The organism is Bythopirellula superficialaquae (assembly GCF_059632245.1).
Genome location: NZ_CP197426.1, coordinates 1560316 through 1583823 on the forward strand (window position 1 = coordinate 1560316; position 23508 = coordinate 1583823).

Below are 23508 nucleotides of genomic sequence, written 5' to 3' on the forward strand. Positions count from 1 at the left end.
GAGCTTGGAGACGGCGCGATGAGGCGGATAATACATATTTTATTGTGGGGCGTTATTCTCCTCTTATCCCTCCCGATGGCGGTTTCATCCGCTCAAACACGGCATCTGCGTGTGGTGGCCCTTCAGGACGATGTTGCTCCCGGGTATTCTCAGTCCGAACAGTTTACGAACTTTCTTCTGGCCTCGATTAATAACTCGGGCGACGTCGCGTTTGTTGCTAATTCGACGGCAGGACAAGCCGTTTGGAAAAGCAGCAATGGTGTTCTACAACCTGTTGCTATGAGCGGCGCCTCGGCACCGGGCACCAGTGGCGGCGTGCTTTTTAGCACGTTCTTCCATCCCCATATTAATCACTCAGGTGAGATTACATTTACAACCAACCTAGCAGGCCTTGATGTTGACGGACTTTCCCAGGTCGGAGTTTGGAAAACGACGGGAGGTTCGCTCACGAAGGTCGTGCGGCAGGGTGATCCGGCTCCAGGAAGTTTGCCGATTCCAGGTGGGCAGATTTGCTTTTCATGCTCGAACCCCTTTCCGTCTTTGGCCAATGGAGAACTCTTCTGCTCGGTCGATCCAATTGGGATTCCGCTCTTCAATGAGCGAGGAGACGTCGTTTTCAAATCGGAGTTATCTACGATTACGTCGGACACACCTTATCCCTACGAGCCTGAACCTTACCGAGATGGCGTTTGGAGGAATCGAAACGGAGTCATTTCGAAAGTCGTCGCCATTGGAGATGTGATGCCAGGTGGTGCCGGACCAATTACCTCGTTCTCAGAATCTCTTATCAACTTTGCGAAGGTGAACGATCACGGTGACGTAGCGTTTACGGCAAATACGGCAAGTCTCTTTGGCGGAGCCTATTTCTTGCGCGACGGTGCAGCGCCCGGAGCCTTCGAAACGATCGTCACTCCTAACACACCCGTCGATCACGTCGCACCTGGCACGATAATCCTCGGTGCGCGTCTCGAGGGTCTTAATAACAATCGTCAGATACTTTTTGAGAGTGGTCTCAGTGGCCCCACAGTAGATAACACCAATAACGCGTCACTTTGGATCAAGGACAATGCGGGGCTCCATCTCGTGGCCCGCGAAGGCGATATCGTTCCTGGAACGTCGTTCAGGCTGGGTCGGACAAGTTCGCCCAATTTTTCATTCATTTCAGCGGCCCTGGGAGGCAATGGAACCGCCGCGTTTGCCGGCCAAACGAACTCAGGCAATGGGATATTCACAGCTACTGAAAACGGTGAACTCAAACTGCATGCTTACGGTGGTATGCAGGCCCCTGGGCTGGCTGCAGGCGTGGTCTTCAATAATACCTTGGGTAATGGTGGTAATATTGCGGTGAACGAACATGGGCAGGTTGCATTCTATGCGAATGTCACCGGGCCAGGGATTCCTGGATCGGTCCGGAGCGTTTGGGTCACCGACCGTATTGGCGATTTGCATCTTGTCTTTCTTGACGGTCAACAGCTTGAATACCGTCCGGGCGAGTTTCGCAGCCTCGGCGTCGGCATTGCTGACGGAGTAAGATCTGGGAATCAAGACGGTGACGTCATCGCGCTGAACGATTTGGGCGAGGTCGTATTCACCACGGACTGGGGGGTCTTCGTGTCGACCGTGGGCACGATCCCAGAGCCGACGAGTTTTGTGCTACTCGTTTTCGGATTGATCTGTTATCCGCATCGGCGCGAAATTTAAGCCTTCGTGCAATACGGACATCGCTCCGGAACGACGTAATCCGGCGATTGCTGTTCTTCGGCGGTTAGCGGATGTTGACAGGCGAAGCAGATCGTCGTGGGGGTTTCTTGCAAGTTGGCGTCGAGCGCCACGCGCTTGTCGAACACAAAGCATTCCCCTTGATAGTGCTCTTGTCCGCAGACTTCAAAGTATTTCAGAATTCCGCCGTCGAGTTGATAGACCTCTTGAAAGCCGGCCTGCTGCATGAACGGACCGGCCTTCTCGCAGCGGATGCCGCCCGTGCAAAACATGACAATCGGATCAGCTTTCATCTGTTCGGGAAGCTGTTCGACGGCACCTGGAAAATGGCGGAAGTGATCGACGCCGATGGCGACGGCATTCTCAAATGTTCCGAGGCGAACTTCGTAGTCGTTGCGCACGTCGAGCAATGTGCAGGGCTTGCCCGCGTCGAGCCAGGACTTGAGCTCCTCAGGCGAAATCTTGGCTGCAGGGGCCGCAAGCGGATCGATGCCGTCCACTCCGAAGGCGATGATTTCCTTCTTGATTTTGACCAGCATTCGGCTGAAGGGCTGGTAATCGCTCCAACTTTCTTTGACGTCAAGAGTGCTGATTTCCACATCGGCTTGAAGCACATTGAGCAATTGCCTGACCGTCTCGGCCGCTCCCGCGACGAAGAGGTTGATTCCTTCTTCGCTCAAGAGGATCGTCCCCCGCAGGTCAAGATTGTTGGTGAGATCGCGCAGGCCGTCGCGGCGCTGCACAAGGTTCGTGAGCCGTGCGAATTTGTAGGCCGCGATGTTGAGAATCTGTAATCCCGTCGCCGGGGGCAAGGAATCGGTGGTTTGGCTGTTCATCAGCATTCAATTTTTCGTACTCAAATAGTAGAATCCTGCCTACCAAGATAAACCACGCGGCCCAAATTTTCACCACCTGTTTGATTGAGACAATTATGAAGCGCATCCGCTGGGGAATCCTGAGTACGGCCAAGATCGGCACGCAAAAAGTCATCCCCGCGATGCAGCTTGGCAAACTTTGCGAGATCGTGGCCATCAGTTCGCGGAACCAAGGGGCCGCAGAGCGGGTCGGCAAAGAACTTGGCATTCCCAAAGCCTATGGCAGCTACGAAGCGTTGCTGGCCGATCCCGAGATCGATGCCGTTTACAATCCGCTACCCAACAACCTGCATGTGCCGTGGTCGATTCGTGCGCTCGGAGCGGGGAAGCACGTGCTGTGCGAGAAACCGCTGGGGATGAACCTCGCCGAGTGCGAGGAACTTTTAGCGGCGGCGAATCGCCATCCGCAGCTCAAAGTGATGGAAGCTTTTATGTATCGCCATCATCCGCAGTGGCTCAAGGCGAAGGAGCTTGTCGTGGCGGGTGAGATCGGCGAACTGCGGAGCGTGCAGAGCTCGTTTTCTTATTACAACGACGATGCTAAGAATATCCGCAACAATGTCGAAGCCGGCGGTGGCGGTCTGATGGATATCGGTTGCTATTGTATTTCAGCGGCGCGATTTATCTTTGATCGCGAGCCTGAGCGCGTTTGTGGTTGGTTGCAGAATGATCCCGAGTTTGGTGTTGATCGACTGGCAGCGGGAGTGTTGGATTTTGGTGACGGCTCATCCACGTTCACCTGTTCGACCCAGCTTGTGCCTTATCAGCGCGTTCACATTTTCGGCACGAAGGGACGCGTGGAAATCGAAATTCCTTTTAATGCGCCTGTCGACAAGCCTTGCCGCATTTGGCACGAAAAACAGGGCGAGTTGCACGAACTGTCGTTCCCAGTTTGCGATCAGTATACCTTGCAGGGTGATGTTTTTTCGCGGGCGATCTTGGAGGATACCCCAGTGCCAACGCCGCTGGCCGATGGGGTTGCCAATATGCGTGTCATCGAAGCGATAAAAACGAGTGCCGCCACGGGGGCATGGGTATAGAATTCACTGTTCTATGCTTATCTTCAATCTTCGTGATGGCTGTTCTTCAAACTTCGTGATGAAAGCGCCGCACATGGCGATCAGCGTTCTCGATCTGTTTACTATTGGAATTGGGCCTTCGAGTTCCCATTGCGTGGGACCGATGCGCGCGGCATGCTCGTTCGCAAAATCATTGCAAGCGAACGAACTAATTGAGAAAACCGCACGAATCCAGGTGCAGTTGTATGGTTCACTGGCCTTGACCGGGGCGGGACACGGCACAGACAAGGCGATTCTGCTGGGCTTGGCGGGCGAGGCTCCCGAGACCGTCGATCCTGCGAAGATCACCGGTTTTGAAACAGAAGTTGCCGAGACGCGCCACTTAGTTGTCGCCAGGAAGCGGCTGCCATTTTCACCAGCGGATAATTTGGAATTTTGCCGGTCGGAACTTCTGCCACATCACAGCAATGGCATGCGATTTACGGCGTTCGATCATAATGGGGCCGTGGTACACAACGCGATTTACTATTCGGTCGGCGGGGGATTTGTCGTCGATGAAGCTGGTAACCCCATGCAGGGGAGCCAGCTTCATGCTCCCCTGCCCTACCCTTATCGGTCCGCGGCTGAATTGCTGGAACAGACCGAAAAGGAACGCTTGCCGATCAGCGCAATCGCCCTGCGCAATGAAGCGAGCTTTCGCGACGAAGCCGAAACGTTTGCTCGACTCGACCGCATCTGGCAAGTGATGCAGGAGTGCGTACTTGCCGGTTGTGAACGATCCGTCGACAGCCAACTCCCCGGCAACTTACACGTCCGCCGCCGCGCTCCGCAGCTTTATCAAAAGCTCATCACGAACCAAACAGCACATAGCGATTCGCTCACGCCGCTGGATTGGGTCGACGTGTTTGCGTTGGCCGTCAGCGAAGAAAATGCCTCGGGCGGGCGAGTTGTGACCGCCCCCACCAACGGCGCGGCGGGGATCATTCCGGCCGTGCTCCATTATTACGATCGCTTCGTCGAGAACGCCGATCAGCAAGGCATCCGAAATTTTTTGCTCACCGCGGGAGCGATTGGCATTCTTTACAAACAGAACGCTTCGATCTCCGGGGCCGAAGTGGGTTGCCAAGGTGAGGTAGGTGCCGCCTGTTCGATGGCGGCCGCGGGACTAACCGAAGTGTGGGGTGGCACGCCGTCACAAGTCGAGCAAGCCGCCGAGATTGCCATGGAGCACCACCTTGGTTTGACGTGCGATCCGGTTGGCGGGCTGGTTCAGATTCCTTGTATCGAACGCAACGCCATGGCCGCTTCGCATGCCATTCATGCTGCGCGACTGGCGCTCCGTGGCGACGGCAAACATTGCGTGTCGCTCGACCGCGTGATCGAAACAATGCGGCAAACGGGGGCCGACATGCACTCTAAATATAAGGAAACGTCGCAAGGTGGTTTGGCCGTGAATGCCGTGGAATGCTGAGCCTTTTAGCGGCTGGAGTGTCTGAGTTTCTGCCCAGTAATCAGGCGTTGACGGTTACCGGTTTCAACGTAAACTGGTGGTTTGCCAACGATATGCCGGAGTGGCGGAATGGCAGACGCGCTGGATTCAAAATCCAGTGCCCGCAAGGGCGTGAGGGTTCGACCCCCTCCTCCGGTACTCTATAAAACAAGGGCTTTTCTGAGTTTCACCGCCCAGTCCATTTTAAGCCGCATTACCCTTTTACCGCACTTTTACCGCAGCCATTTTCGAGGCACGAAATCGGTAAATCTTGGCCTAAAGAGGGGCCATTCTGGTTGGACATTTGTGCTGCCATGGACAGCCAGACAGATTGGGGCACAGAACTCTTCGCATTCCTACGAGTTCCCAGTTTGATTGCGGCACTTGGGAGCAACTTGCTTCGGAAAACTCATCCAGCCAAATAGCCCAGATTGCAGTGCCACTGGTTCAATGTTTCACTTTGCACTGAAGCGCAAATTCGCAGATTCCATTTTTCACCTCACGAGACAAGCGATCTACAAGAACTTCTCCAAGCGAACCGCGCGAGACCTGACACTTTCAGCACCCGAATTTGAAGGACTCAAGAAGATAAAGATCGTATGGGTCAGTTATGGGCGGAAGTGGGAGCCTAGCATCATGGCGAGCTGATCCGTGCTTGCGTGTGAGAAGTTTCTCAAGGAGATGGAGCAGGGACAACATCAATCCATGGACGCTTGGGCACTCCAGCAAGTCGATGCCCTCGACCCGAGGTTTCGGTGTCAAGCAGTTTGTAGTGATATTCCTGTCTCATACCTCGATAATATTCGCTGTCAGAGCGGAATCGATCGATTTGATAGTGGCTTCCCGCCCCGCTTCAATCGTTCAAATTCGTGGGCTGGAATACGCCATTGGCCTGTTGCCGGATCTTTTTCGCACTCGATGCGAGCTTGGTTGCACCAACGCTCTTGTACCGTATGGCGGGTGACATTCATCAATTCAGCGAGATCAGAAGTCGAGTACCAATCTTTTTGAACTGTCAATTCGTCAAGCCTTGATTCCATCGAATGCATGCGGTCAGCAATTGCAGAGATTTCGCTTTGAATCATCCCCAAGCATCGTAGTATATCGTGGTTCGCGGTCGTGAAATCACTAGCAATTTCCACAGTTCTGACCTCCAAAAATCCTTTGCAACGCGGCAGTAATAAATCGCTTAATTGGTTTGCCGCTTATCACTCGGCAATAGGTGACGTATCGCGTTGAGTAACCCATGGACGAAACAAGCCTGCCATCCTTATTCGGGCCAATAATCCCTATTGGAAAGCGGCAGATCCGACTTTTACTAAAGATACCCGGACTGAGGGCAATTGAAGCCTGCAACAATGCAGCTTATTCGCAGGATCTTTGCAGTAGCTGATTTCTCGAATGAAAAGAGCTTTGAGGCTCTAACAAATCATACTGAAAAAATGCGAACAGAGTTGTAGTCTTTCAAGTTTATTACTCATCTCTGCCCTTAGATCAGTTGCTAAAGTCAGAGTCGAACAACTTCTGACGAATGTTCGAGTGACACTGGTCAAGAGCAACAGGGCGTTATGAGACTGTTCTATTCTGCAAGTGCTTTGCAAAGCGCTCGTAGGGACTCAATAAAACGCTCACCGTCATGCAAGACCTTTGTGGCGATGGGGAGCATCTGCTTCGCCGAGAGCGCGCTCTTGCTATGCTGGTCTATCCCGGGAAAGCGAAACGTCGCGGGAACTCGATACGCTCGGGCTTCAGGGTCGAATTTATAAGGCACGCCAGCCATTGCCAAAGTCTGTAGGACTCGCTGCACAGTACGGGGTGAGCACTCGAGTTCGTCTGCCAGTGCCTGTACATCCCAGCGGCCCGGTCCAGCGATGCATTGCAGCACTCGCAACGCACGGCTAATGCGTTCACATTGCCTAGCGCGGCGCTCGGCATCAGTGCGAGGGTTTTCGGCGCGGGGCTTTTTCTTGGCCATGGCAGTTAGGTTCTGGCAGATAGTTTGCTAATGGCAGAACTCTAGCAGTTTGGTCCGCCAACCGTGGGTCAGTGCATTGACCTACTGCTGACAACGCTCCGATAAGCCCCCGGCCCGCCGTTTCGCCATGGCATCGACTTTAATCTTGCATCGCATCTATCCACACACCGCCAGATCCTGCTGCGACCCACAGTTGGCGTAGTAGTCAGCTAACCTCATGCAAGATTCATGACTTATCGCTAGGAACCTGACATGAGTGACTCTATATTCCGCAGTTGGATGGAAAAGCTTCTTTCGGCCCGACGTGAGTGCAATGATTGGCCGCAGCAGTTTCTGTGGCTCCTGGAAGACGCTTTTAAGCGCGAGCAAAGTATCTACCGCCCCTACAGTGGCGAGAGAATCCTCATAGATCGATCACAATTGCCAATCCCGGAGAGCCATGGCGAAAAGCGAGCCACCTATGGCTTGTTTCATACTTGCCATCAACCCACTCGCCGTGGACTACTTTCGATTAACGATGATCTCTATTGGTTGATCTCTTGCGAAGTCCCTAATCAGCTCAGTGTGAGTGGTCGTCGTGCCGACTTGCTAGGACTATCGCGGTCTGGGGGGCTCTGTGTTTTCGAATGCAAGATTGGAATGAATGGCTATTCCCCGATGGCTGCTATACTGGAAGGACTGGACTATCTAGCCTCCCTCACGTGCAAGTCCAACTATGCACGAATTCAGCAGGAGTTCAGCAGCCTGCTTCTCACGGGCTCTCCTCCCCGTGGCTTTGAAGGCGTGCAACCCGAGATCGATGCTCGCCATGAAGTGATCGTGCTTGCAGATTCTGATTACTACGAGTTTCACACTCGTCGTCCTTTGTCTCAACATTGGGGTATGCTCAACTCACTTCGCGATTGCGAATCCCTAATAAGAATAGGCCTAGCTGAAACCGGTATCAACGAAGACGGAATCTATTGTCTGAAAAAGATTCAGTGGTACGATTCTCACGCGAACTGACTGCCCTAAACGACATTGAACAATTCCCCATCATTGAGTTGCAAGACATTCTGGAATTGCTGGGCGAGTTGTTGTCGCTCGAATGTATGCACTGGCACGATCGCGTGAGGCTTAAGCAATTCGACCAAGTCAAATAGATCTTCTTGTCGAATATGCCCCGAAACGTGAGCTTGAATCATTTGCCCATAGGCAGCCCTAATCGCCTGCTGCAACTCCTGGGCATCAAGTTGCTCAAGATAGCCTTCCCACCGCGAGTGAAAACACAACACACCGTCAGGTAAGTTCCCATTGAAATCTGTATTAAGCATCGATGCCCTGAAGACCATCAAATACTTTTCGGGGTGAAGCCTAATTTCTTCGATCTCAATTTGCTTAGCCAAGAATTGCGGACATTTCTCGGTGAGCATCTTTCGTTTGGATTCATTCTCCCAAAACAGTTTGGGAAAAAAGACTCTCAGTTTTTCATCGACGCCTGGGATGGGAATTTTTGTTTCGCGTGATAGCAGGTGCATCACAAAGGCCGAGTAAACATCCGCCACAAATATTCGCTTTGTCTTGATCGCCGTGCGAATAAATGTAACGAGCCGATCAACGTGCTGTGGTGAAAAACTCGCCAGCACTAAGCTCGGTGTATTCTTAACGTGTTCGACGATTTGGTCCTCAAGTTCATACTCTGTGGTCTGTTCATTTGAAACGGATCCCAGATGAGTTCCTTCCATCAGCAGGACATCCAGTTTTTTGTCCTGCAAGGCTGCGATCAGTTTCTTCGCCATCCCGGTCTTGCGACCATGAAGCCGTAAGTCTCCGGAATACAACAAGGACTGGCCATCAGACTCAACCAAGATGGCGACCGCTCCATAGATGGAATGGTCGACCGAGTACGCGGTCACTCGAAAGTTGCCAATTTGAATCGGCTCTTCAGGAACGAGCTTGCGAAATCGTGCGCGTGGAATCTCCACTTGCCCAGCAAACAAACTCCCGGCGAGCATCATTTTGCTGGTGCCGGTCGTCGCGTAGACGGGGATTTGGGGATTCGTGCGGTCGAGCAATCCGCAATGATCCAAGTGAGCGTGAGAGAGAATGATGGCATTGGGGTGGCGATCGCCGGTAACGAGACCTTCGACAGTCGGGATAATGCCTGACTTCAGCAGTTCGTCGGTTGATTTTGACTTGAACAGTCTTGTGTCGAGAGGTTGTCGAACTTTGTCAAACAGCGGCAGGCCGACGTCGAGAATAATTCGCGAATCACCGGACCGAATCTCGATGCAGCTACCACCAATCTCCTGGGTACCACGATGGATGATAATTTGCATGGCACCTCGCCGAGGGAGTTTCAGCAGTAAAAATGCCTCCGAGAACTCATGCTTCAAGGCTGAACGTCGGCCGTGACCCTTTCTGAGGTTGGTCAACAGAGCTTGGCGATCACTCACGGCTATGAGCCAACGGATAGTACCGACTCGCCATCCCTTAGCGGGACCTGCGTTTCTCGGAGGCGGTTCTTATTGTGACAATCGCAAGTGTCACGGGTGGGTCATCGTAATTGGTCAAAGCTGGAATTCCTTACAATACGTTAGCGACAAACCACTTCTGCTCGATAGGATTCCAGGTGAGGTTGAAGCGAGCAATCGTGGTCAGCGGGGTGCCGGCTTCCGAAGCCCATTGGAGGACGATATTGAATTGATAGGCGGGCCACGTCTTCCAATCAGCCGGGAGCGGTTTTTCGACGGTCTGAGCAAATAAATCCGCTTGGACCGGCACGATGCTGGTCACGTCGTAGCCAATCGGTGGCTTCAGTCCCGCGTTGCTGAAGTCCGCTTGACTGGTGGCACTCTCCTGCCCTGCCATCCAGAGGGACATCTCCTGTTGCAAGTGGGCTTCGGCGGCTGCTTGTGAGCCTTCAGAGCTGAAGTAGTTGCAACCGGCCAGACCAACCATAATTATTGAACACACCATCAACTTGGCAGTACGTGCTGAGTGTTTCATAGAATTTTTTCCGTTAGAGTTTTCGGGACATGCGTTTGAAACGAGCCTTGTGAGCTTTCCAGGCGGTTTTTGCGTAAACCAGCTCCAACCGTGCGATTTGACTCACACGGACATCAATGGATTTCACGGAACTGGTGGGATCTTGCACGAGGACAAATGGCAAACAAATGGCCTGCACTTTTTGAGGGAGTCCACCGTCCCCAGGGATGTAAGTGACTCTGACGGTTTCGCCACTGGGAGTGGAATCCCATTTGGTCTTGGGAAACTCTCGTGAGGAGTACAGCACCGCAACGAAATCACCGACCGCGATGTCTTCGGGAGCGAGGGCCTTGGCCAGATTGCTCTGTGTGTTTCTAGGGAGTTGTTGACGGTCGCTGGTTGCTGGCAATTTGCTCAAGTTCTCATTTCCCGGGAGTACTGAATCTGCTGTGACATACGTTGTAACGGCTGGCACTGCCAGAGGTGGGACAGTCACTGGCCTAAACCCACAGTTCACCGTTTACGATCCAGCCAATCGGCTAGGATCACGCATAAATCAAACACCAGGATGGCGATGAGGATGTCCATGTGAAATCTAGTCTTCGTTATCTTCAATACCCTGACGAAGTGCCTTTAGGAACGCGGCCTTCAGTTCAGGCGGCTGTTGGACTTGAACCTTGCCGGTCCAGGTCAGTAGCCAATTGAGGATTTCCTCGAGACCGTCGACCGTGAAGGTGAGTGTCACACTTCCATCCCGATGTTTGCTAACTTTTTGGGTGTGGTGCCACTGCGTCTCGACGACAATCTTGGCCGCTGGGGGCTTGAAGAGCAGCTCGACCTCATAGGTGTTCGCGCCGCGATAGACGCTCCAGGCGTTGCCGAAGTAGTCCCGGAGATTGAAATCGGCTGGAATATTGGCAGGGTCGTCGAGGAATCGTAAGGTCTGGAAGCGGGCAACCCGGTAAGTCCGTGGTACTGATTCGCCCTGCTGATGTCCGATCACGTACCAAGCGTTCTTGATCAGACAGAGTCGATAGGGGTGTAACTGAATCCTCTGCGATCGCTTCTCGTAGGGACTCTGGTAGTTGCCGATGAGTTGTTTGCCATGCAGTAAGGCATATTGGGCGGCTTTGATCGCTTCGTGATGCTGGCTATGGTCGACGAGTTTTAAGTCAAAGACTTCAATCAGCCGGGCAGCATCATGAAGTGTCTGCTGGATCGCTGGTGGGGAATTGGACGACAGCTTTCGAGTTGTGGGCTGAGAACCTTGCGAGGCGTCAAGTCCCACGGCACGAGAGACGGCCGTCGCTACGGCTTGCCCCGCCGCTTCGTCGTCGGTGAGTCCCAAGGTCGGAAAGCGAAAGTCGGGTCGGACCCGATAGCATTGGTCATCATCATCGAAGTACCAGGGGACACCGGCAAACTCCAAGACTTCTAAGTCTCTGTAAACCGTTCGTTCGGAGATTTCGAGTTCTTGGGCAATAGCCCGACTATTCCAACGACCTCGTGATTGGATCAAGCTGAGTATTTGTAAAACTCGGGCGATACGAGAGTGCTGTCGAGCACGGCGGTCTCGATCAGGTCTGGTCGGGACGGGCATCGTTCGACCGGGTGGGATCGACGGCTTGGTTGACTTGGATTTCTTGGGCAACTTCGATTCTCGCCATAACTTGCACAGAATGAAAAAATGCCCCCAACGTTCCGTTCGTTGAGGGCACTCTTTAGTGTGACAATTGCTTCTGACAGCGGTGGGTCAGGCAGCTTGCTCGAAAATCCAGGAATGGGCTTGGTCGACGACCTTGGCGAGATTTAACAGGTCATCGCGACCGAAACTGTCGGTCTGTTTCCAATCATCGCCATCTTTGTAGAGGCGGCTGACGGTGACATTGTGACGGGTGCCGACTGAGGTTTCGTTTTCCCAGATCGCGGCTTTGATGCCACCGATGCGGACTTCGTGGACGGGGGCGGCTTTAGACTTGGGTTTGGTGGGCATGCGTGGCTCCTTGGGGGTGAAATTGCTTACCTAATCAGTACCCCGGTATACGAAGGATTACGCTTCCAAGGATTATTGATTGCTGAGCAAGAATCGTTTCAAAATTAGCATTGGAATGAACGAACGCTACGCGAGCAAGTTGACCTAGTTCGACTAATGCACCTCGGAATTTACCACTTGTTCACTAAAAGGCTGCTGCCAAAATCTCTATACCAGAACGGTTTAACGTTGCGCGCTGAAGATTGAAGGCAGCGAACGCGCAAGACATCACGTCATGAACTCGGTTTGCAGGTTCATCCAAAGCCCCTCGTGATGGCCTTCCTTTAGAACGTGAATCGTCTGCTCACCGAAAAGAATTCAATCTTTGCAGCCAGGAACGGCGGGACAGGAGAAGTTGCAAAGTTGGGCTTGCTCGCGGCTATGCACACTGCTTTGGAATTGATGGCAGACCTGTAATGTAGCCCAAACCTCTCGAGAAAAGGTGATGGCTTGACGCATACCGGCAGTTATTCATTCGAGTGGAATGAATCATCCAGCGAAAGCCCATTTCGAGTAAACACGCGTAAATTGCGAAATCGAATTCGCGTGTTTAACATGGCTCGAATTACCAGATGGCCACAATCTAGTATTGCGCCGCTACCTGTCGACGGAAGATCATGAGCGTCGATTACTAATTCATCATCAACAGTGCCTCGTAAGCTACCATCTTTCTGTATAAATCGCAGCTGGTGCCAAGTTCCGACTGCGAGCCGCTGCGACTGACAAGTGTAGTATAGGGGGCGTAGCCAAGGATTCTTTACTAGCACATGCGAAGCTACGTCATTCCGTGCATCGGTCAACTGCCGGTAGAATTCCCAGTGGTAGTTACGAACATTTTCCCAACACACGGTCGACATCGAACCGCTCACGCGCGGCGGATTGTCGACAAGTATGTCTTCACGCTGCATCCCTGCGGCGTGAAACATTAGCAGACTAAGGCCGTTTTCCTGAATCGCCATAAACTCTAGCTCGACGGCCAGATCACCTTCAAAGCTCTCGCGCGTCCAAAGATACACTTGACTTCTGTCGCGATTCGGCCACTCATCGCGTTCCTCAACCGACTGCAGCATATAACTCGGCAAGGGCCCGTTTGTGATCGGATCGGTCATGGAAGACTCGCTACCCCAAAGAGGTGATTCCTCAGCAGAGAATCGGGGCGGTGTGCTAAGTTCCAAACCTTCGGGCCCAATACTTACTGCTGATGAGCATCCCTGCACATAGAACGAGTCGAGATGCTCGGGGCGATCTAACGACAATTCTAACTGAGGTGTCCATTCTGGTGTAGGCGACCAGGGAAGCCGGGGAATTCCCCGCCCTGCATATGTTCGCTCCAAATCGCTTTGGATCTGGGGGTACCTAACAGTTGCGTCACGCTCATAAAATTCCTGCAGATTACGTTGATCCAATATTTGATCAAAAAACTGAAGTTCCGATAGGGCAAATACAGTATTCCCTGCATAAAGCGTGGAACCACAACTCTCTGATGTTAGCTGCTGAAAGCGATTTGAAACGGCCACACATATCGAGTTCACATAGAGCCGATATTTACTGGCCGGTTTGTTCCATGTCAGTGCTAGGTGGTACCAACTGCGGCGATTAACATGCCAATGTCCGGCTGCGACGAAGCCTTTATGGACGGGGGAATATGCCTCGGGATAGATATTTCCCCGGTAGAATTTAGCAAAAAATTGAGGGTACCAACCGGAATTCCATACTAGTGCAAATGAGGCTTCCCGCCATTCCCTCAACTCTTGGTGATCGGAAAAGAGCGTGTAGGACGAATAATTGGGATCGAATGAACGAATGTGCTCTTGGTGACAGACTGTATCAAGTTCTTCGAGTGCCAGCAGCCAAACCGTCATCGAACCGACGGGTTCGTTTAGCAAATGCTGAGGAATGGCAATGCGTGTATGAGTACTTCGCGGCAAGATTCCCCTCCGACCGTCGATTTCGATCTCTCGAACTCGACCACTGATTTCGACATCTCGGGTGAGATCTGGGAAGTCGAAATAACGGAGATCCGGCTGAGGCAATGACATAGATATACTCCGAGGCAAGCGGATTAAAGTCGATCTAGGAGAGTTTCAAACCTGAACTTGGAAACTGGCCTGCTAAGCAAAGTCAAATGAAATATCGGTTGCATCCGATAGTCGATCGATTCTTCACTATGTCGAATTTCATCACACCAATTTGCTCTAATATTGAAACGAATATCAGCTTGTACCAGTTGGATACAGTCGCCATCCACTCTAAAGGGGAATGGTGAGTGCAAATGGAAAGCGATGCGGCCCTGGCATATCAGCTCTCCCTCGTCAATTACTGAGACTTGGTCGCAGTTCATGGACCGGATAGTACGACGGCATTCGCACATGTGATGTCGCCAAACATGTGAAATGTCAATCGAAGCGTTCATAGCTTTATGATCGCCATGGCCGCTGGGTAGAACGGATTGTTCGCAGGTAGCTTGATCGGGATAGCTGTCGTCGGCCAATATCGGTGTTACGGTATTGTGCAAATAAGTGCGCTTAAGCGAGAAACAGGCTGGATGGTCATACCGGACAATCCCTCGATCAATCAATAACCGCTCACCATCTGCTTCAATGGTGAAAGCACCGCGATCAAGATGGGCATGACTAGGCGAGGCGCACGCTCCACTCAAATGAATTCGCAGCGACCTACTACCGCACTGGCGGAAACTAGTGAGCTGTCCAACAACTGCTAAATTCCTAAACTCTGGCACAATCGCGCGGGCCGGATGAGCTTCTAGCGGCCCCATAAGAAACGCGAATAGTCCACCTGCATCATAGTGATCAAAATATGTGAACGGTCGTTGATCCGGGAGTAAGGTGGCGGAGAGTACTTGAGAGTAAGCGCTCTCCGGAAACAGCGATGAAAGCAGGGCGATCGCATCAAATGCCATACGGTCGGTCGAGTTATCGCCGTCCATCAATAAGCGGCCTGGCTCAACCGCCGACATTGTCGCTAAGAAATCTTCAGCTCTGTCAATATGCTCTGGGAGCAGGCTATGAACATCAACATCGCGTGCGCGGGCATAGGCACCGAGCCCTTGTAAGCCGAAACTTAGAGTTAGGCAAAAATAGCCCATCCCCTCCTCTACGCCGCCGTCCGATTTAATATAGCTATTCAATGTGCGCTGAAGGTCTTGGCAGGCTCGATCGACATAATTACCCACATGCGGCCAACTTTGCTCTAGCAACAAGCCGGCCAATATACGACCGCGACAAAACCACACAGCTTGATTCATTCGATGCACTTCTTCACACCGCATCATGTCGCGTTCTATAACGGCCAAGCCCTTTTCCCACAAAGCCTGATGAACTAGTACGCGAGCTTGATTGGTCAGCGAAAAATCCAACCAATCGGCCAATAGCGCAACGCTCGTCGAGGCCATTTCCTCCATAAAGCACCGCTGGTTCCAGGTGCTGCCAACGGCGCGGCTTTCCGCGGACTGACACCAATGCACTGTGTGGACCATACACATTAAATAGCGCGCTGCGTGCCGAATCATGCTAGCATCGTCGTTCACAAGACCAACAATCGCTAGGGTCAAGGACTGCCAATAGTAGCTTTCGCGGCCCCGCTCTCTTTCTCGAACGTATCGCTCATCTAACCACGGTAAGTAGAGGCCGAGATCGTCCTCGGGGCAGCGTTTTAAATACTCGGCTGCCCTCTCTTCAAGCACAGCGAAGTGTTGCTTCCAAAAGGGGAGATTCTTTTTTCGACGTAACGTTTCTAAATCGCTGGCAGAGAATAACAGCCCACGATAAAACTGCCGGTTATCCCAATGACTTTCATCTGCGATTAAGCCTGACCAGTTGGTGTCAGTCCACTTTCGCGACTGCTGGGTTTGTGCAAGGAGTTTGACGTCCGCGAGGCCAAACCAATGCAACCGTACAACAGCCCCCTTACCGTCAGTGCTGGCACAATTCATCCTCACTTTAGTTACCTGGCCGGTAGGCACCAATCCGGTAAGTTCCTGACGGCTACTTCGGCCAGTAACGGAAGGCACTATGCATTGCCAACGGCCTTCAACGCAGGCCTCGAAATCGAGCTTGATGGCTTCTGCGAATGTCACACAGAACAAGAACTGAGTATAGGCAAGTCCCGTCAGATCTACGTCAAATTCAATCCGGCAAGCTGGCTGCCCGACAGATGAAGAGTCCCAAAAGATATGAGTGGCGTCCCACAGATGTTCATAACGGCAGTTGGTTGAATTTTGGACATGCAATTGGATCGGCAGCGTAGGTGATAGTATCGGATCGTGGAATGGCGCGAATATGACTTCGGAATTCGCTTCGTCGAGTGCATAGAGCCGCATGCAAAGTTGACCTCTTCGTTACTGACAGGGGAGTTCGTGCTTTCACGCTTGGCTCAGCGGTTCTAGCCTATCGACTGCATGCAATATTCCTCGCAAGTAGCCTACCGTGAACGCGCGTGATCGTTCCTGCCACCCGCCGTCACCTTCCATCGTGGGGACATGCCCTGGGATAATCATTCCATTGAATCCAACATCGCGTAACAGTTTAAGAACTTCGAACGTATCGTAATAGCCCGGCTCGTCGACGAACACTTCATGCATTGGCTTTGGAAGGGAGTTCGAAATGGTTTGAAAATGCGCGTAGAACAGTTTTCCTTTCGCGCTAAAATGCTTGATCACATCAAGAATATCTTCTCCCATCAAAGCCCAATTACCGAGACAGAATTCACAACCATGATTAGGACTGGGCACCGTATCAAAGGCCCGGTCGTATGCCGCTCGACTTCGCATTAGCCTTGGCATCCCACCAATCTCGGGAACCGGGGGATCGTTAGGATGAACCGCTAACTTGATGCCCTCTGCTTCGGCGACTGGCAACACTCTTTCCAGGAAGTAGAAGTAGTTCTCCCACATTTCTTCCTCGGAATAGACTCGATCTGCCACCAGTGGGGCCCTAGCAAAATCGGCGAGGTCGATTGCTAAGGCTTGCGCTCCGCCGCGCGTCGGATATGTAGTAGTGCTACGAAGCACATCCCCCGCCTCCCAGAGGTATCCCAAAATGGGGATGCCTGCCCGCGCTAAGTTGACAATCGTTTCTTGAATACACTCAATTTGTCGATCGCGCCCCGGCTTGCCGAGAAGAATCTTGTCGTAAAAAGTTCGGGGAAGATTTTCGATCGCGTTCAGACGTAGGCCTGCATCTTCCACGCGGTTGCGAATCTGCAAAATATCCTCAAATTTCCATTTTTCTTCGCCCGGTAACGGCAATTGCTGGTAGTCGGTATCGATTAATGAGATCCGATACATGTTCAGCAGAATGTCTTGTACGCCTAGCTGACGAATGAATCGTAGTCGCTCTGGTGTGGGATGCATGAATGAACCGAGGCCAATTCGAATGGGAAGCTTGTCGAAGTCAATAGATGGATGATTCATAGACAAATGTGGACCGTAGGGTGTCGGAAATGAAGTTAAGGAGACTATGAGCTGCTTGTCCGTGTCATTTGGTCACGATGAACGCGTTAGACGGCCTGTGCGAGCAAGCCGCCATCAACTACGAGTGTGGTACCCGTGATATACGAAGCGTCATCCGATGCCAAAAAAATAATTGCCTTGGCTACTTCCACCGGATCACCGAGCCGCTTGGCAGGAAGCCGCTGCGCAAAACTCTGCCGAGCAGCCTCTGGCACCTCGAGCCGATCCCAGAGTGAAGTAAGAATCGCGCCGGGCAGCACTGCATTGACGCGAATCGTAGGCGCGAAGTCGATGGCCATGACGCGCGTGAGCCCTAGCAGACCTGCTTTGGCAGAGTCGTAAGCGGTATGCCCTGGAAATCCGGCCAACGAATGTACTGATGCTGTATTGATAATGCAGCCGCCCCCGTGCCTCTGCATTTCTGGAATACCAAACTTACTTGTCAGGTAGGCAGCCTTAAGGCACACGGCGAGACTTCGATCCCAGTCGGCCTCAGCAAGTTCAGTAACTGAACCATTCATAAACCATATGGCATTGTTATCTATGATGTCGAGTCGTCCGTAAACGGAGACTGTTTTTTCGATGAGGTGTTGTACATCTGCAGAGCGAGATACGTCGGTCTCAACAAAGAGGGCACTGCCCCCTGCCCCCTCAATTTCAGCTACAACTGCTGGTCCTCCATCAATATCTATATCGGCAAGCACAACTTTTGCGCCTTCCCTAGCCATTAACAGCGCGGTAGCCGCGCCAATACCAGTAGCAGCTCCTGTGACAATAGCGACACGTTCTTGTAACTTACTCACAAGCCTCTTTCATGTGATTATCAAGTTCATTATTCGGTGTGTAAATTGATTGGCACCTGAACCATTCCGGTAAGGTAGCTTCACTTGGAGGACCGGTTGAAGCTTGGCTGCACGCGCGTAATAGATGGGGGTCATGTGATAATTCTTAAATAAGAACCTTGCCTTTATTTGAAAAGAAAGCATTTCCGCAGCTGAAGAACTCTGTGAAATCATCCATGAATCAGCCAGACAATTACTGAGATCGTCGTTTTCTATCGACAGCAACGCATGCGATTACTATTGATAACAACAGAGTTGTCGAGGGTTCTGGGACCGAGGTAACTGAGGCGTTGATGGAAGAGATACCGTAGTTGGTCTGCCATTCCATCAAAGCTGTCGGACTTAAAGGTGGAGAAGTTTGCCCACGCTGCCACATTAGGAAGTCACGGCCATCCACATCACCGTCGCCGTCGAAATCGCCTGGTAGTGCGCTCGTTGCGAGCAACACTATATCATTACCCACAACGCTTACTCCAGAAAAGAGCCCTGCTCCAGGGCCGGTCAGTGATAAGCTAGTACTTTGATTTGTGATGCCGCCTGTCGCCGAAAGAATAGAAACGTTGCCCGTAGGGGTAAATCCCGCTGCGGCGTCTACAAAAACGGATATATCACCTTGTAGAGTGGCGTTACCCATCACCTGAAACTTGTCGGTTGTCAATCCAGCAGTAGTGCTGTTTATGTCTAGGTCGAGAGTTGCATCGTCGAGGACTAAACTTGCGGCAATTGTAGATAATCCAGCGGTTCCCAATGACCCGGATGCCACGACAGATCCACCGCCTACCGTGTCGACCACGCTATGATTTAGTGATGTAGTGCCCGAAAGTGAAAGAGTATTTCCTGATAAGTCGATCTGATTATTGAATTCTAGAGAAGAATCTTGCCCAACGATAACATCCGTATCTTTGCCCAACGCAACTTTGATTTGAAATTGATGGCTACCTGCCACGCCATTGACGTCACCCGTGCCCAATACGTTGATGCTCGCGTTACCGGAGACCGTGTCCAGGTTAACGACACCATTCCCTGCGATTGCATAAGAGTTAGCATTATTAAAAGTAATCGAATTAACGGTAACTGGCACGTTGGCAAAAACGGTTGCCGGGCTTTCGATTTCACTTCCGAATACTGCTGAGTGTTCGTTAGTAGTTGGTGCGTCAGGAACATCCCAGCTGCCTGCAAAAGTCCAGCTTCCCGACCCACCAGCCCAAACTCGAGGCCCGGGGGGTGTGAGGTTGACCGTCGAATAGAAGCGGGCCTCAGACAACCCATAAAAGTCTTGTGCGTTACCATAATTGCCCACACCCTGGCCACCTTCAGCAGTAATACGAATCGAGCGAGCGCTGATACCCACGCCAGGTGTTCCAAGTGGAATATCGTTTGTGAATGCCATGTCGGGCAATCCAGTACCCTCGGCCAAGATAAAGTCATTGTAGAGGAGATTACCAAGGCCCGTCGCGTCGACCGTGGAATACGTGATGTCAACCTGACGCATTCCTCGAGAAGGAACTGTCTCTTGATTGTAATTCCAAATCAACAGTTGATCGATTCCCGTAAGAACCTCACCAAAATCAAATGTGATCCAGGCATCACTTGACGGATCAGTGTGGCCATTGGCTAGCGCAAAAAAATCGGTCAACCACATACCGAACCCAGTTGCCTGATTATCAGAAAGCGCGGTCTTCAATCCAGCGTTATTATCGCTCATGCCTTGGCCATTGATTGCGCCATTAGGACTCAGGCCCGGACCTATGCTACTACCAGCAGTAGCCGTTTGTACCGGCACAAAAAAATCGCCTGCCGATGCTGCGGCGAACATACCCATCCAAGTAGCAGACAAAACTGAAAGTCCGATTACCCAGTTTCGAAGGCAAAGACACATAGAAAACTCCTAAGGTCACGAGAAGAGAAAAGCAGAGTAGGAAAAGTATTTGGCGTTCTACGTTACTTGTAGTTGCAATTGCACAGTCTGAGATTCGGACACGACAGATAAACTATTGGTAGCGCCCTATTAGTTATCCTGTACGATCCAGTAGAGTTCGTACAATGGTAATTTGCGAATGACGCGTGCTAAATCGCGAACATAGACTCGCGCAAGAGTCCTCTTCATAATGGAGCCAACAGAACTGTCGATTCAAACTGATTTCATTCTAGCCTCTCGCTTAGAAATATCTAACGAAAGTTCTCGCAATTATTCACTCCCAAAATTTCAGCACCGAAATTGCTACCTGCCACTGATCCGGACTGTCGCTTCGCCAACGGCGAGAGTCCTTCTCAGCACAATAGGGCCCCAAGGCTGCAGTTACGCGCAGCTCTGGTATCTTGTGTAGACAACACGCGTTGGGTTTAACCACGCCATGACCTTGCAAAAACTAGTTCTGCTCGTTGCGAAGTAATTTCGCGATATCTTTATTGTTTCTTGTCGTGCAAATAGTTTCGGGGCGATTAGCAAGCGAGTCTGGCAGATGTAGCTGGTCGTCAATTTGATCAGCAGTCAATCGGGCGCCGCAGGCATCGACAACATCGCTCCAGCTTACTAGCCGATCTGCTACTGCAGCTAAGACCACCGGAAGATCAAACTCTTTAAGAATGCCATATGATAAGCCCATTTGGTTGTATGTTGGCAACTCATGCTTAAGGTAATCCTGGTAAGACACCAACGAACCTTTACCTAAAACGCCTTTAATCTCCGGTTGAATGGCCGTGGTAAAAAGGGCGATAGGGGCGGCCCTGCCAACGCCCATGATGTAAATTGGAACTTGGCTGTATTTTGATTTTTCTCGAAGAAAGGCTAGAGCCAATTGCGTATCTTCCAGTTGCAGATGTGGAACGGAACTATTAAGTGACCATAGCCCATAGGTGATGAGCCGACTAATATCACACCAAGGATACTTATCCCATGGACTAGCGCGCGGATACAGTTGTCCAAATCCTCGCAAGTCGACGGCAAGTACGGCAATATCTTGTTCCAAATAGGCGGCCATCTCTTCCGCCCCGAGTTGCTCTCGCCCTTCGTCATGAAGGTATAAAAGTAATTGCTTGGGACTATCCAATGGCTGAGCCCAGCAGGCGGGCAGTTGCAATTGCCTCTTGGGCGATTCGAGAATCATCTCCTCGACAGTGCCCCCTGCAACTTTTCGGACGGAAACAGAGTCAACCTTAAAATCTCCAGAATCTGTCACTGGCTGGAAAAAGTTCTTCACGCGATGACAAATGTCATCAGCTTGTCGCTTTTCAAAGTTGTTTGATCGAAAATCAAATTTTTGTTTGCGAAACCGTTCTCCACGCGTCTTAGCGATCGTGTTTAGGTTTGTGGAACTAGGCTTCTTTACAGCTAGAGTTTCTGTTGATAAGAGTTCAAGACGGTCGTCTGTGATCGTAAAGTGAACCTCATCGGCCTCCCGCACTCGGTCATTCCATTCAGGTAAATTGTCTTTACGAGGTGCACCTAGCCACTGAGCAAACCAGAAGAATGCTGCCTCACGCATGGCTGGCGTATAGGAATGTATTTCGCGCGTTCTGACAATTCGTAACCGATCTGTACTATCCGCAAGTGCATAGAATTTCTTGGCCTGGTTGACGCCTTCATCGAACCCACCCTGTGTGAATAAACTGTCTTGAAGAGCGGTGACAGGCGCAACCGCACGCGGAATGGCTACGGTCAAAACGTCTGCCCACTCCATGGGCCAAGTCATGCCGCCCGGCGCGAAGTATTCAGGGCAAGAGGTATATTCACTCGCGATCGCACGCTCAAAAGTTTCAAGGAAGCAGCAGGGGACAGCGGCGACCACGCGATTGTCCAGTGCGGCGATCATCGCCGTCGTTGCTCCGCCGCCGGAAGTTCCGGTGACTCCAATGCGTGCCGGATCAACTAGATCGCGGCGGGATATCAAGTAGTCGATGCCGCGAAATGCATTGGTGACAAATAGAGTGTTGCTCCATAACCCCGTCAGACCAACTTGAGCACCATTGATAAAATGGTCGTTGCCACCCAATAGTTCACCGCGATCCGGATAATCGATCACTAGCGCGACATATCCGCGTTCGGCGAATGCCCGACCCTGACGCTGGTTATAAGGAGCAGCCTTTCCATCCTGAGAATGATCAGCGATACAGAGAATTCCTGGAACGGGATACGTCACATCGTGCGGGACGTATAGGGTGGCGGTGACCCAATGGCCAGGAACCGACTCGTAACACAGCTTGGTGAGCGTGCAGTCGGGTAATATCATTTGTTTTCCAACCACTTCGCTACGCAGCGGCTGATTCGGGACCGGCATCTCTTCTTGCTCAAACAATGCTTGCAGTAGTCCATGTCGCACGTGTTCGCGGAAGGCCTGCAAGTCATCCAGTGTGCGGACGGACTGCCGCCTCAGTTGGGCGGTAGAAGCCTGTCGACGTGCCTCTTTTTGAACTGTCTCAATGAGCATCGTATCCCATGATGATCCTCCCAGAGGCTCTGCGATGGAAGGTTGTGGTGTCATGGCGGACGCGACACATAATGCAGCAACACGCAAGCACTTGTGGAATGCCTGTTGTGCAATGGGCTCAAGCGGCGCTCGATTCGTGGGGATCCCGATGGGTTTTCCAAAGGCCATAAATAGGATTCCTGAGATGGCCGTCGGCAGAAATCTGCTTTAGAGCGAAGGAAAAGCTATCTGCTCGCCGTTATTGCAGGTCAAAATTCTGCTCTTGGACGAGTTCAGAATCTGATAAAGTTACTGTTAGCGTTGAGCGTGCATTGTATTTAGCCGGGATAAACTCTTCAACTTCTTCATAGGTTTGACCCGCATCGGAGGTGGGAAGATTCATCAGGCCCACTGGCCGTGGAAGAGTTCGTCCTGTTTTTCTTTGGCCGATCACTTCCACTCGATATGAGCCGTCTCGCACCAAGTGGCCTTCGCTTGACACCGTATATCGACCCTCCTTTATCTCCGCACTTGCCGATTGACCGGCCGTTCCTTCTAGCGGTACAAAGACTATTGAACCCATTTCGACGGGTTGCCCTTGATATGTGATTCTGCCGTTGACAGATACAGACTGTGAGCTTCCCGAACATCCAGAGAAGAGCAACAGCAGGGGAACATGTATTCCTAGTACGGCAATTTGCCAATAATTCATAG

The 23508-nt window shown here is 51.7% G+C and carries 19 protein-coding genes and 1 tRNA gene; 5 read left to right on the top strand and 15 right to left on the bottom strand.

The window, feature by feature from the left end:
• Window positions 1-75: 75 nt before the first annotated feature.
• Complete coding sequence (locus tag SH678x_RS06430) at window positions 76-1701, top strand: DUF7453 family protein (protein WP_496922064.1); 1626 nt, start codon at window positions 76-78, stop codon at window positions 1699-1701.
• Here the strand turns inward: SH678x_RS06430 and SH678x_RS06435 are convergent.
• A complete protein-coding gene (locus SH678x_RS06435; protein WP_496922065.1) occupies window positions 1698-2561 on the bottom strand; it encodes a sulfurtransferase in 864 nt (287 codons plus the stop codon). The two genes, SH678x_RS06430 and SH678x_RS06435, sit on opposite strands and share 4 nt — an antisense overlap.
• An 89-nt stretch (window positions 2562-2650) precedes the next feature.
• Here SH678x_RS06435 and SH678x_RS06440 point away from each other — a divergent pair, with 89 nt between their 5' ends.
• The 3 genes from SH678x_RS06440 to SH678x_RS06450 all read left to right on the top strand — a co-directional run bounded on the left by SH678x_RS06440 (window position 2651) and on the right by SH678x_RS06450 (window position 5261).
• Window positions 2651-3634: a Gfo/Idh/MocA family protein gene (locus SH678x_RS06440; protein WP_496922066.1), complete on the top strand. Its 984-nt coding sequence runs from the start codon at window positions 2651-2653 to the stop codon at window positions 3632-3634.
• Window positions 3635-3647: 13 nt separating this feature from the next.
• A complete protein-coding gene (locus SH678x_RS06445; protein WP_496922067.1) occupies window positions 3648-5084 on the top strand; it encodes an L-serine ammonia-lyase in 1437 nt (478 codons plus the stop codon).
• Between the two features lie 94 nt (window positions 5085-5178).
• Window positions 5179-5261, top strand: a tRNA-Leu gene (locus SH678x_RS06450).
• 650 nt (window positions 5262-5911) lie between these two features.
• Here the strand turns inward: SH678x_RS06450 and SH678x_RS06455 are convergent.
• Entirely contained in the window at window positions 5912-6187 is a 276-nt protein-coding gene (locus SH678x_RS06455; protein ID WP_496922068.1) for a helix-turn-helix domain-containing protein, read from the bottom strand.
• 494 nt (window positions 6188-6681) lie between these two features.
• Window positions 6682-7077 carry an HTH domain-containing protein gene (locus SH678x_RS06460; RefSeq protein WP_496922069.1) on the bottom strand — a complete coding sequence of 132 codons (396 nt, stop codon included), beginning with the start codon at window positions 7075-7077 and terminating at the stop codon, window positions 6682-6684.
• 252 nt (window positions 7078-7329) lie between these two features.
• Here SH678x_RS06460 and SH678x_RS06465 point away from each other — a divergent pair, with 252 nt between their 5' ends.
• Window positions 7330-8082, top strand: a complete 753-nt coding sequence (locus SH678x_RS06465) for a hypothetical protein (RefSeq protein WP_496922070.1) — start codon at window positions 7330-7332, stop codon at window positions 8080-8082.
• Between the two features lie 5 nt (window positions 8083-8087).
• Here SH678x_RS06465 and SH678x_RS06470 read toward each other — a convergent pair whose 3' ends face one another.
• The 12 genes from SH678x_RS06470 to SH678x_RS06525 form a co-directional block, all read right to left on the bottom strand.
• Complete coding sequence (locus SH678x_RS06470; RefSeq protein WP_496922071.1) at window positions 8088-9395, bottom strand: MBL fold metallo-hydrolase; 1308 nt, start codon at window positions 9393-9395, stop codon at window positions 8088-8090.
• 247 nt (window positions 9396-9642) lie between these two features.
• Window positions 9643-10065, bottom strand: coding sequence for a hypothetical protein (locus tag SH678x_RS06475; RefSeq protein ID WP_496922072.1), 423 nt, complete (start codon window positions 10063-10065; stop codon window positions 9643-9645).
• Window positions 10066-10078: 13 nt separating this feature from the next.
• On the bottom strand, window positions 10079-10462 hold the full coding sequence (locus SH678x_RS06480) for a hypothetical protein (RefSeq protein ID WP_496922073.1): 384 nt from the start codon (window positions 10460-10462) through the stop codon (window positions 10079-10081).
• 177 nt (window positions 10463-10639) lie between these two features.
• Window positions 10640-11644 carry a helix-turn-helix transcriptional regulator gene (locus tag SH678x_RS06485; RefSeq protein WP_496923061.1) on the bottom strand — a complete coding sequence of 335 codons (1005 nt, stop codon included), beginning with the start codon at window positions 11642-11644 and terminating at the stop codon, window positions 10640-10642.
• Window positions 11645-11797: 153 nt separating this feature from the next.
• Window positions 11798-12037: a hypothetical protein gene (locus tag SH678x_RS06490; protein ID WP_496922074.1), complete on the bottom strand. Its 240-nt coding sequence runs from the start codon at window positions 12035-12037 to the stop codon at window positions 11798-11800.
• A gap of 506 nt (window positions 12038-12543) precedes the next feature.
• Window positions 12544-14115, bottom strand: coding sequence for a DUF1961 family protein (locus SH678x_RS06495; protein WP_496922075.1), 1572 nt, complete (start codon window positions 14113-14115; stop codon window positions 12544-12546).
• A 23-nt stretch (window positions 14116-14138) separates the two neighbouring features.
• Window positions 14139-16415 (bottom strand): heparinase II/III family protein, encoded by a 2277-nt coding sequence (locus SH678x_RS06500; RefSeq protein ID WP_496922076.1) that lies wholly within the window; start codon window positions 16413-16415, stop codon window positions 14139-14141.
• Between the two features lie 42 nt (window positions 16416-16457).
• Entirely contained in the window at window positions 16458-17447 is a 990-nt protein-coding gene (locus SH678x_RS06505) for a mannonate dehydratase (RefSeq protein WP_496922077.1), read from the bottom strand.
• Window positions 17448-17593: 146 nt separating this feature from the next.
• Window positions 17594-18349, bottom strand: a complete 756-nt coding sequence (locus tag SH678x_RS06510; protein WP_496922078.1) for an SDR family NAD(P)-dependent oxidoreductase — start codon at window positions 18347-18349, stop codon at window positions 17594-17596.
• Window positions 18350-18581: 232 nt separating this feature from the next.
• The gene (locus SH678x_RS06515) at window positions 18582-20204 is read right to left on the bottom strand and encodes a PEP-CTERM sorting domain-containing protein (RefSeq protein ID WP_496922079.1); all 1623 of its coding nucleotides are present in this window, start codon (window positions 20202-20204) and stop codon (window positions 18582-18584) included.
• A 553-nt stretch (window positions 20205-20757) separates the two neighbouring features.
• The gene (locus SH678x_RS06520; protein WP_496922080.1) at window positions 20758-22983 is read right to left on the bottom strand and encodes an alpha/beta hydrolase; all 2226 of its coding nucleotides are present in this window, start codon (window positions 22981-22983) and stop codon (window positions 20758-20760) included.
• Between the two features lie 70 nt (window positions 22984-23053).
• Window positions 23054-23506, bottom strand: a complete 453-nt coding sequence (locus SH678x_RS06525; protein WP_496922081.1) for a hypothetical protein — start codon at window positions 23504-23506, stop codon at window positions 23054-23056.
• Window positions 23507-23508 lie beyond the last annotated feature (2 nt).

Coding starts and splice junctions, on each gene's coding strand:
- SH678x_RS06445 (WP_496922067.1), top strand. CDS start 3,648: ATGCTTATCTTCAATCTTCGTGATGGCTGTTCTTCAAACTTCGTGATG.
- SH678x_RS06520 (WP_496922080.1), bottom strand. CDS start 22,983: ATGGCCTTTGGAAAACCCATCGGGATCCCCACGAATCGAGCGCCGCTT.
- SH678x_RS06465 (WP_496922070.1), top strand. CDS start 7,330: ATGAGTGACTCTATATTCCGCAGTTGGATGGAAAAGCTTCTTTCGGCC.
- SH678x_RS06485 (WP_496923061.1), bottom strand. CDS start 11,644: ATGCCCGTCCCGACCAGACCTGATCGAGACCGCCGTGCTCGACAGCAC.
- SH678x_RS06455 (WP_496922068.1), bottom strand. CDS start 6,187: ATGATTCAAAGCGAAATCTCTGCAATTGCTGACCGCATGCATTCGATG.
- SH678x_RS06525 (WP_496922081.1), bottom strand. CDS start 23,506: ATGAATTATTGGCAAATTGCCGTACTAGGAATACATGTTCCCCTGCTG.
- SH678x_RS06490 (WP_496922074.1), bottom strand. CDS start 12,037: ATGCCCACCAAACCCAAGTCTAAAGCCGCCCCCGTCCACGAAGTCCGC.
- SH678x_RS06435 (WP_496922065.1), bottom strand. CDS start 2,561: ATGCTGATGAACAGCCAAACCACCGATTCCTTGCCCCCGGCGACGGGA.
- SH678x_RS06440 (WP_496922066.1), top strand. CDS start 2,651: ATGAAGCGCATCCGCTGGGGAATCCTGAGTACGGCCAAGATCGGCACG.
- SH678x_RS06460 (WP_496922069.1), bottom strand. CDS start 7,077: ATGGCCAAGAAAAAGCCCCGCGCCGAAAACCCTCGCACTGATGCCGAG.
- SH678x_RS06430 (WP_496922064.1), top strand. CDS start 76: ATGGCGGTTTCATCCGCTCAAACACGGCATCTGCGTGTGGTGGCCCTT.
- SH678x_RS06515 (WP_496922079.1), bottom strand. CDS start 20,204: ATGTTCGCCGCAGCATCGGCAGGCGATTTTTTTGTGCCGGTACAAACG.
- SH678x_RS06475 (WP_496922072.1), bottom strand. CDS start 10,065: ATGAAACACTCAGCACGTACTGCCAAGTTGATGGTGTGTTCAATAATT.
- SH678x_RS06505 (WP_496922077.1), bottom strand. CDS start 17,447: ATGCATCCCACACCAGAGCGACTACGATTCATTCGTCAGCTAGGCGTA.
- SH678x_RS06495 (WP_496922075.1), bottom strand. CDS start 14,115: ATGTCATTGCCTCAGCCGGATCTCCGTTATTTCGACTTCCCAGATCTC.
- SH678x_RS06470 (WP_496922071.1), bottom strand. CDS start 9,395: ATGCAAATTATCATCCATCGTGGTACCCAGGAGATTGGTGGTAGCTGC.
- SH678x_RS06500 (WP_496922076.1), bottom strand. CDS start 16,415: ATGCGGCTCTATGCACTCGACGAAGCGAATTCCGAAGTCATATTCGCG.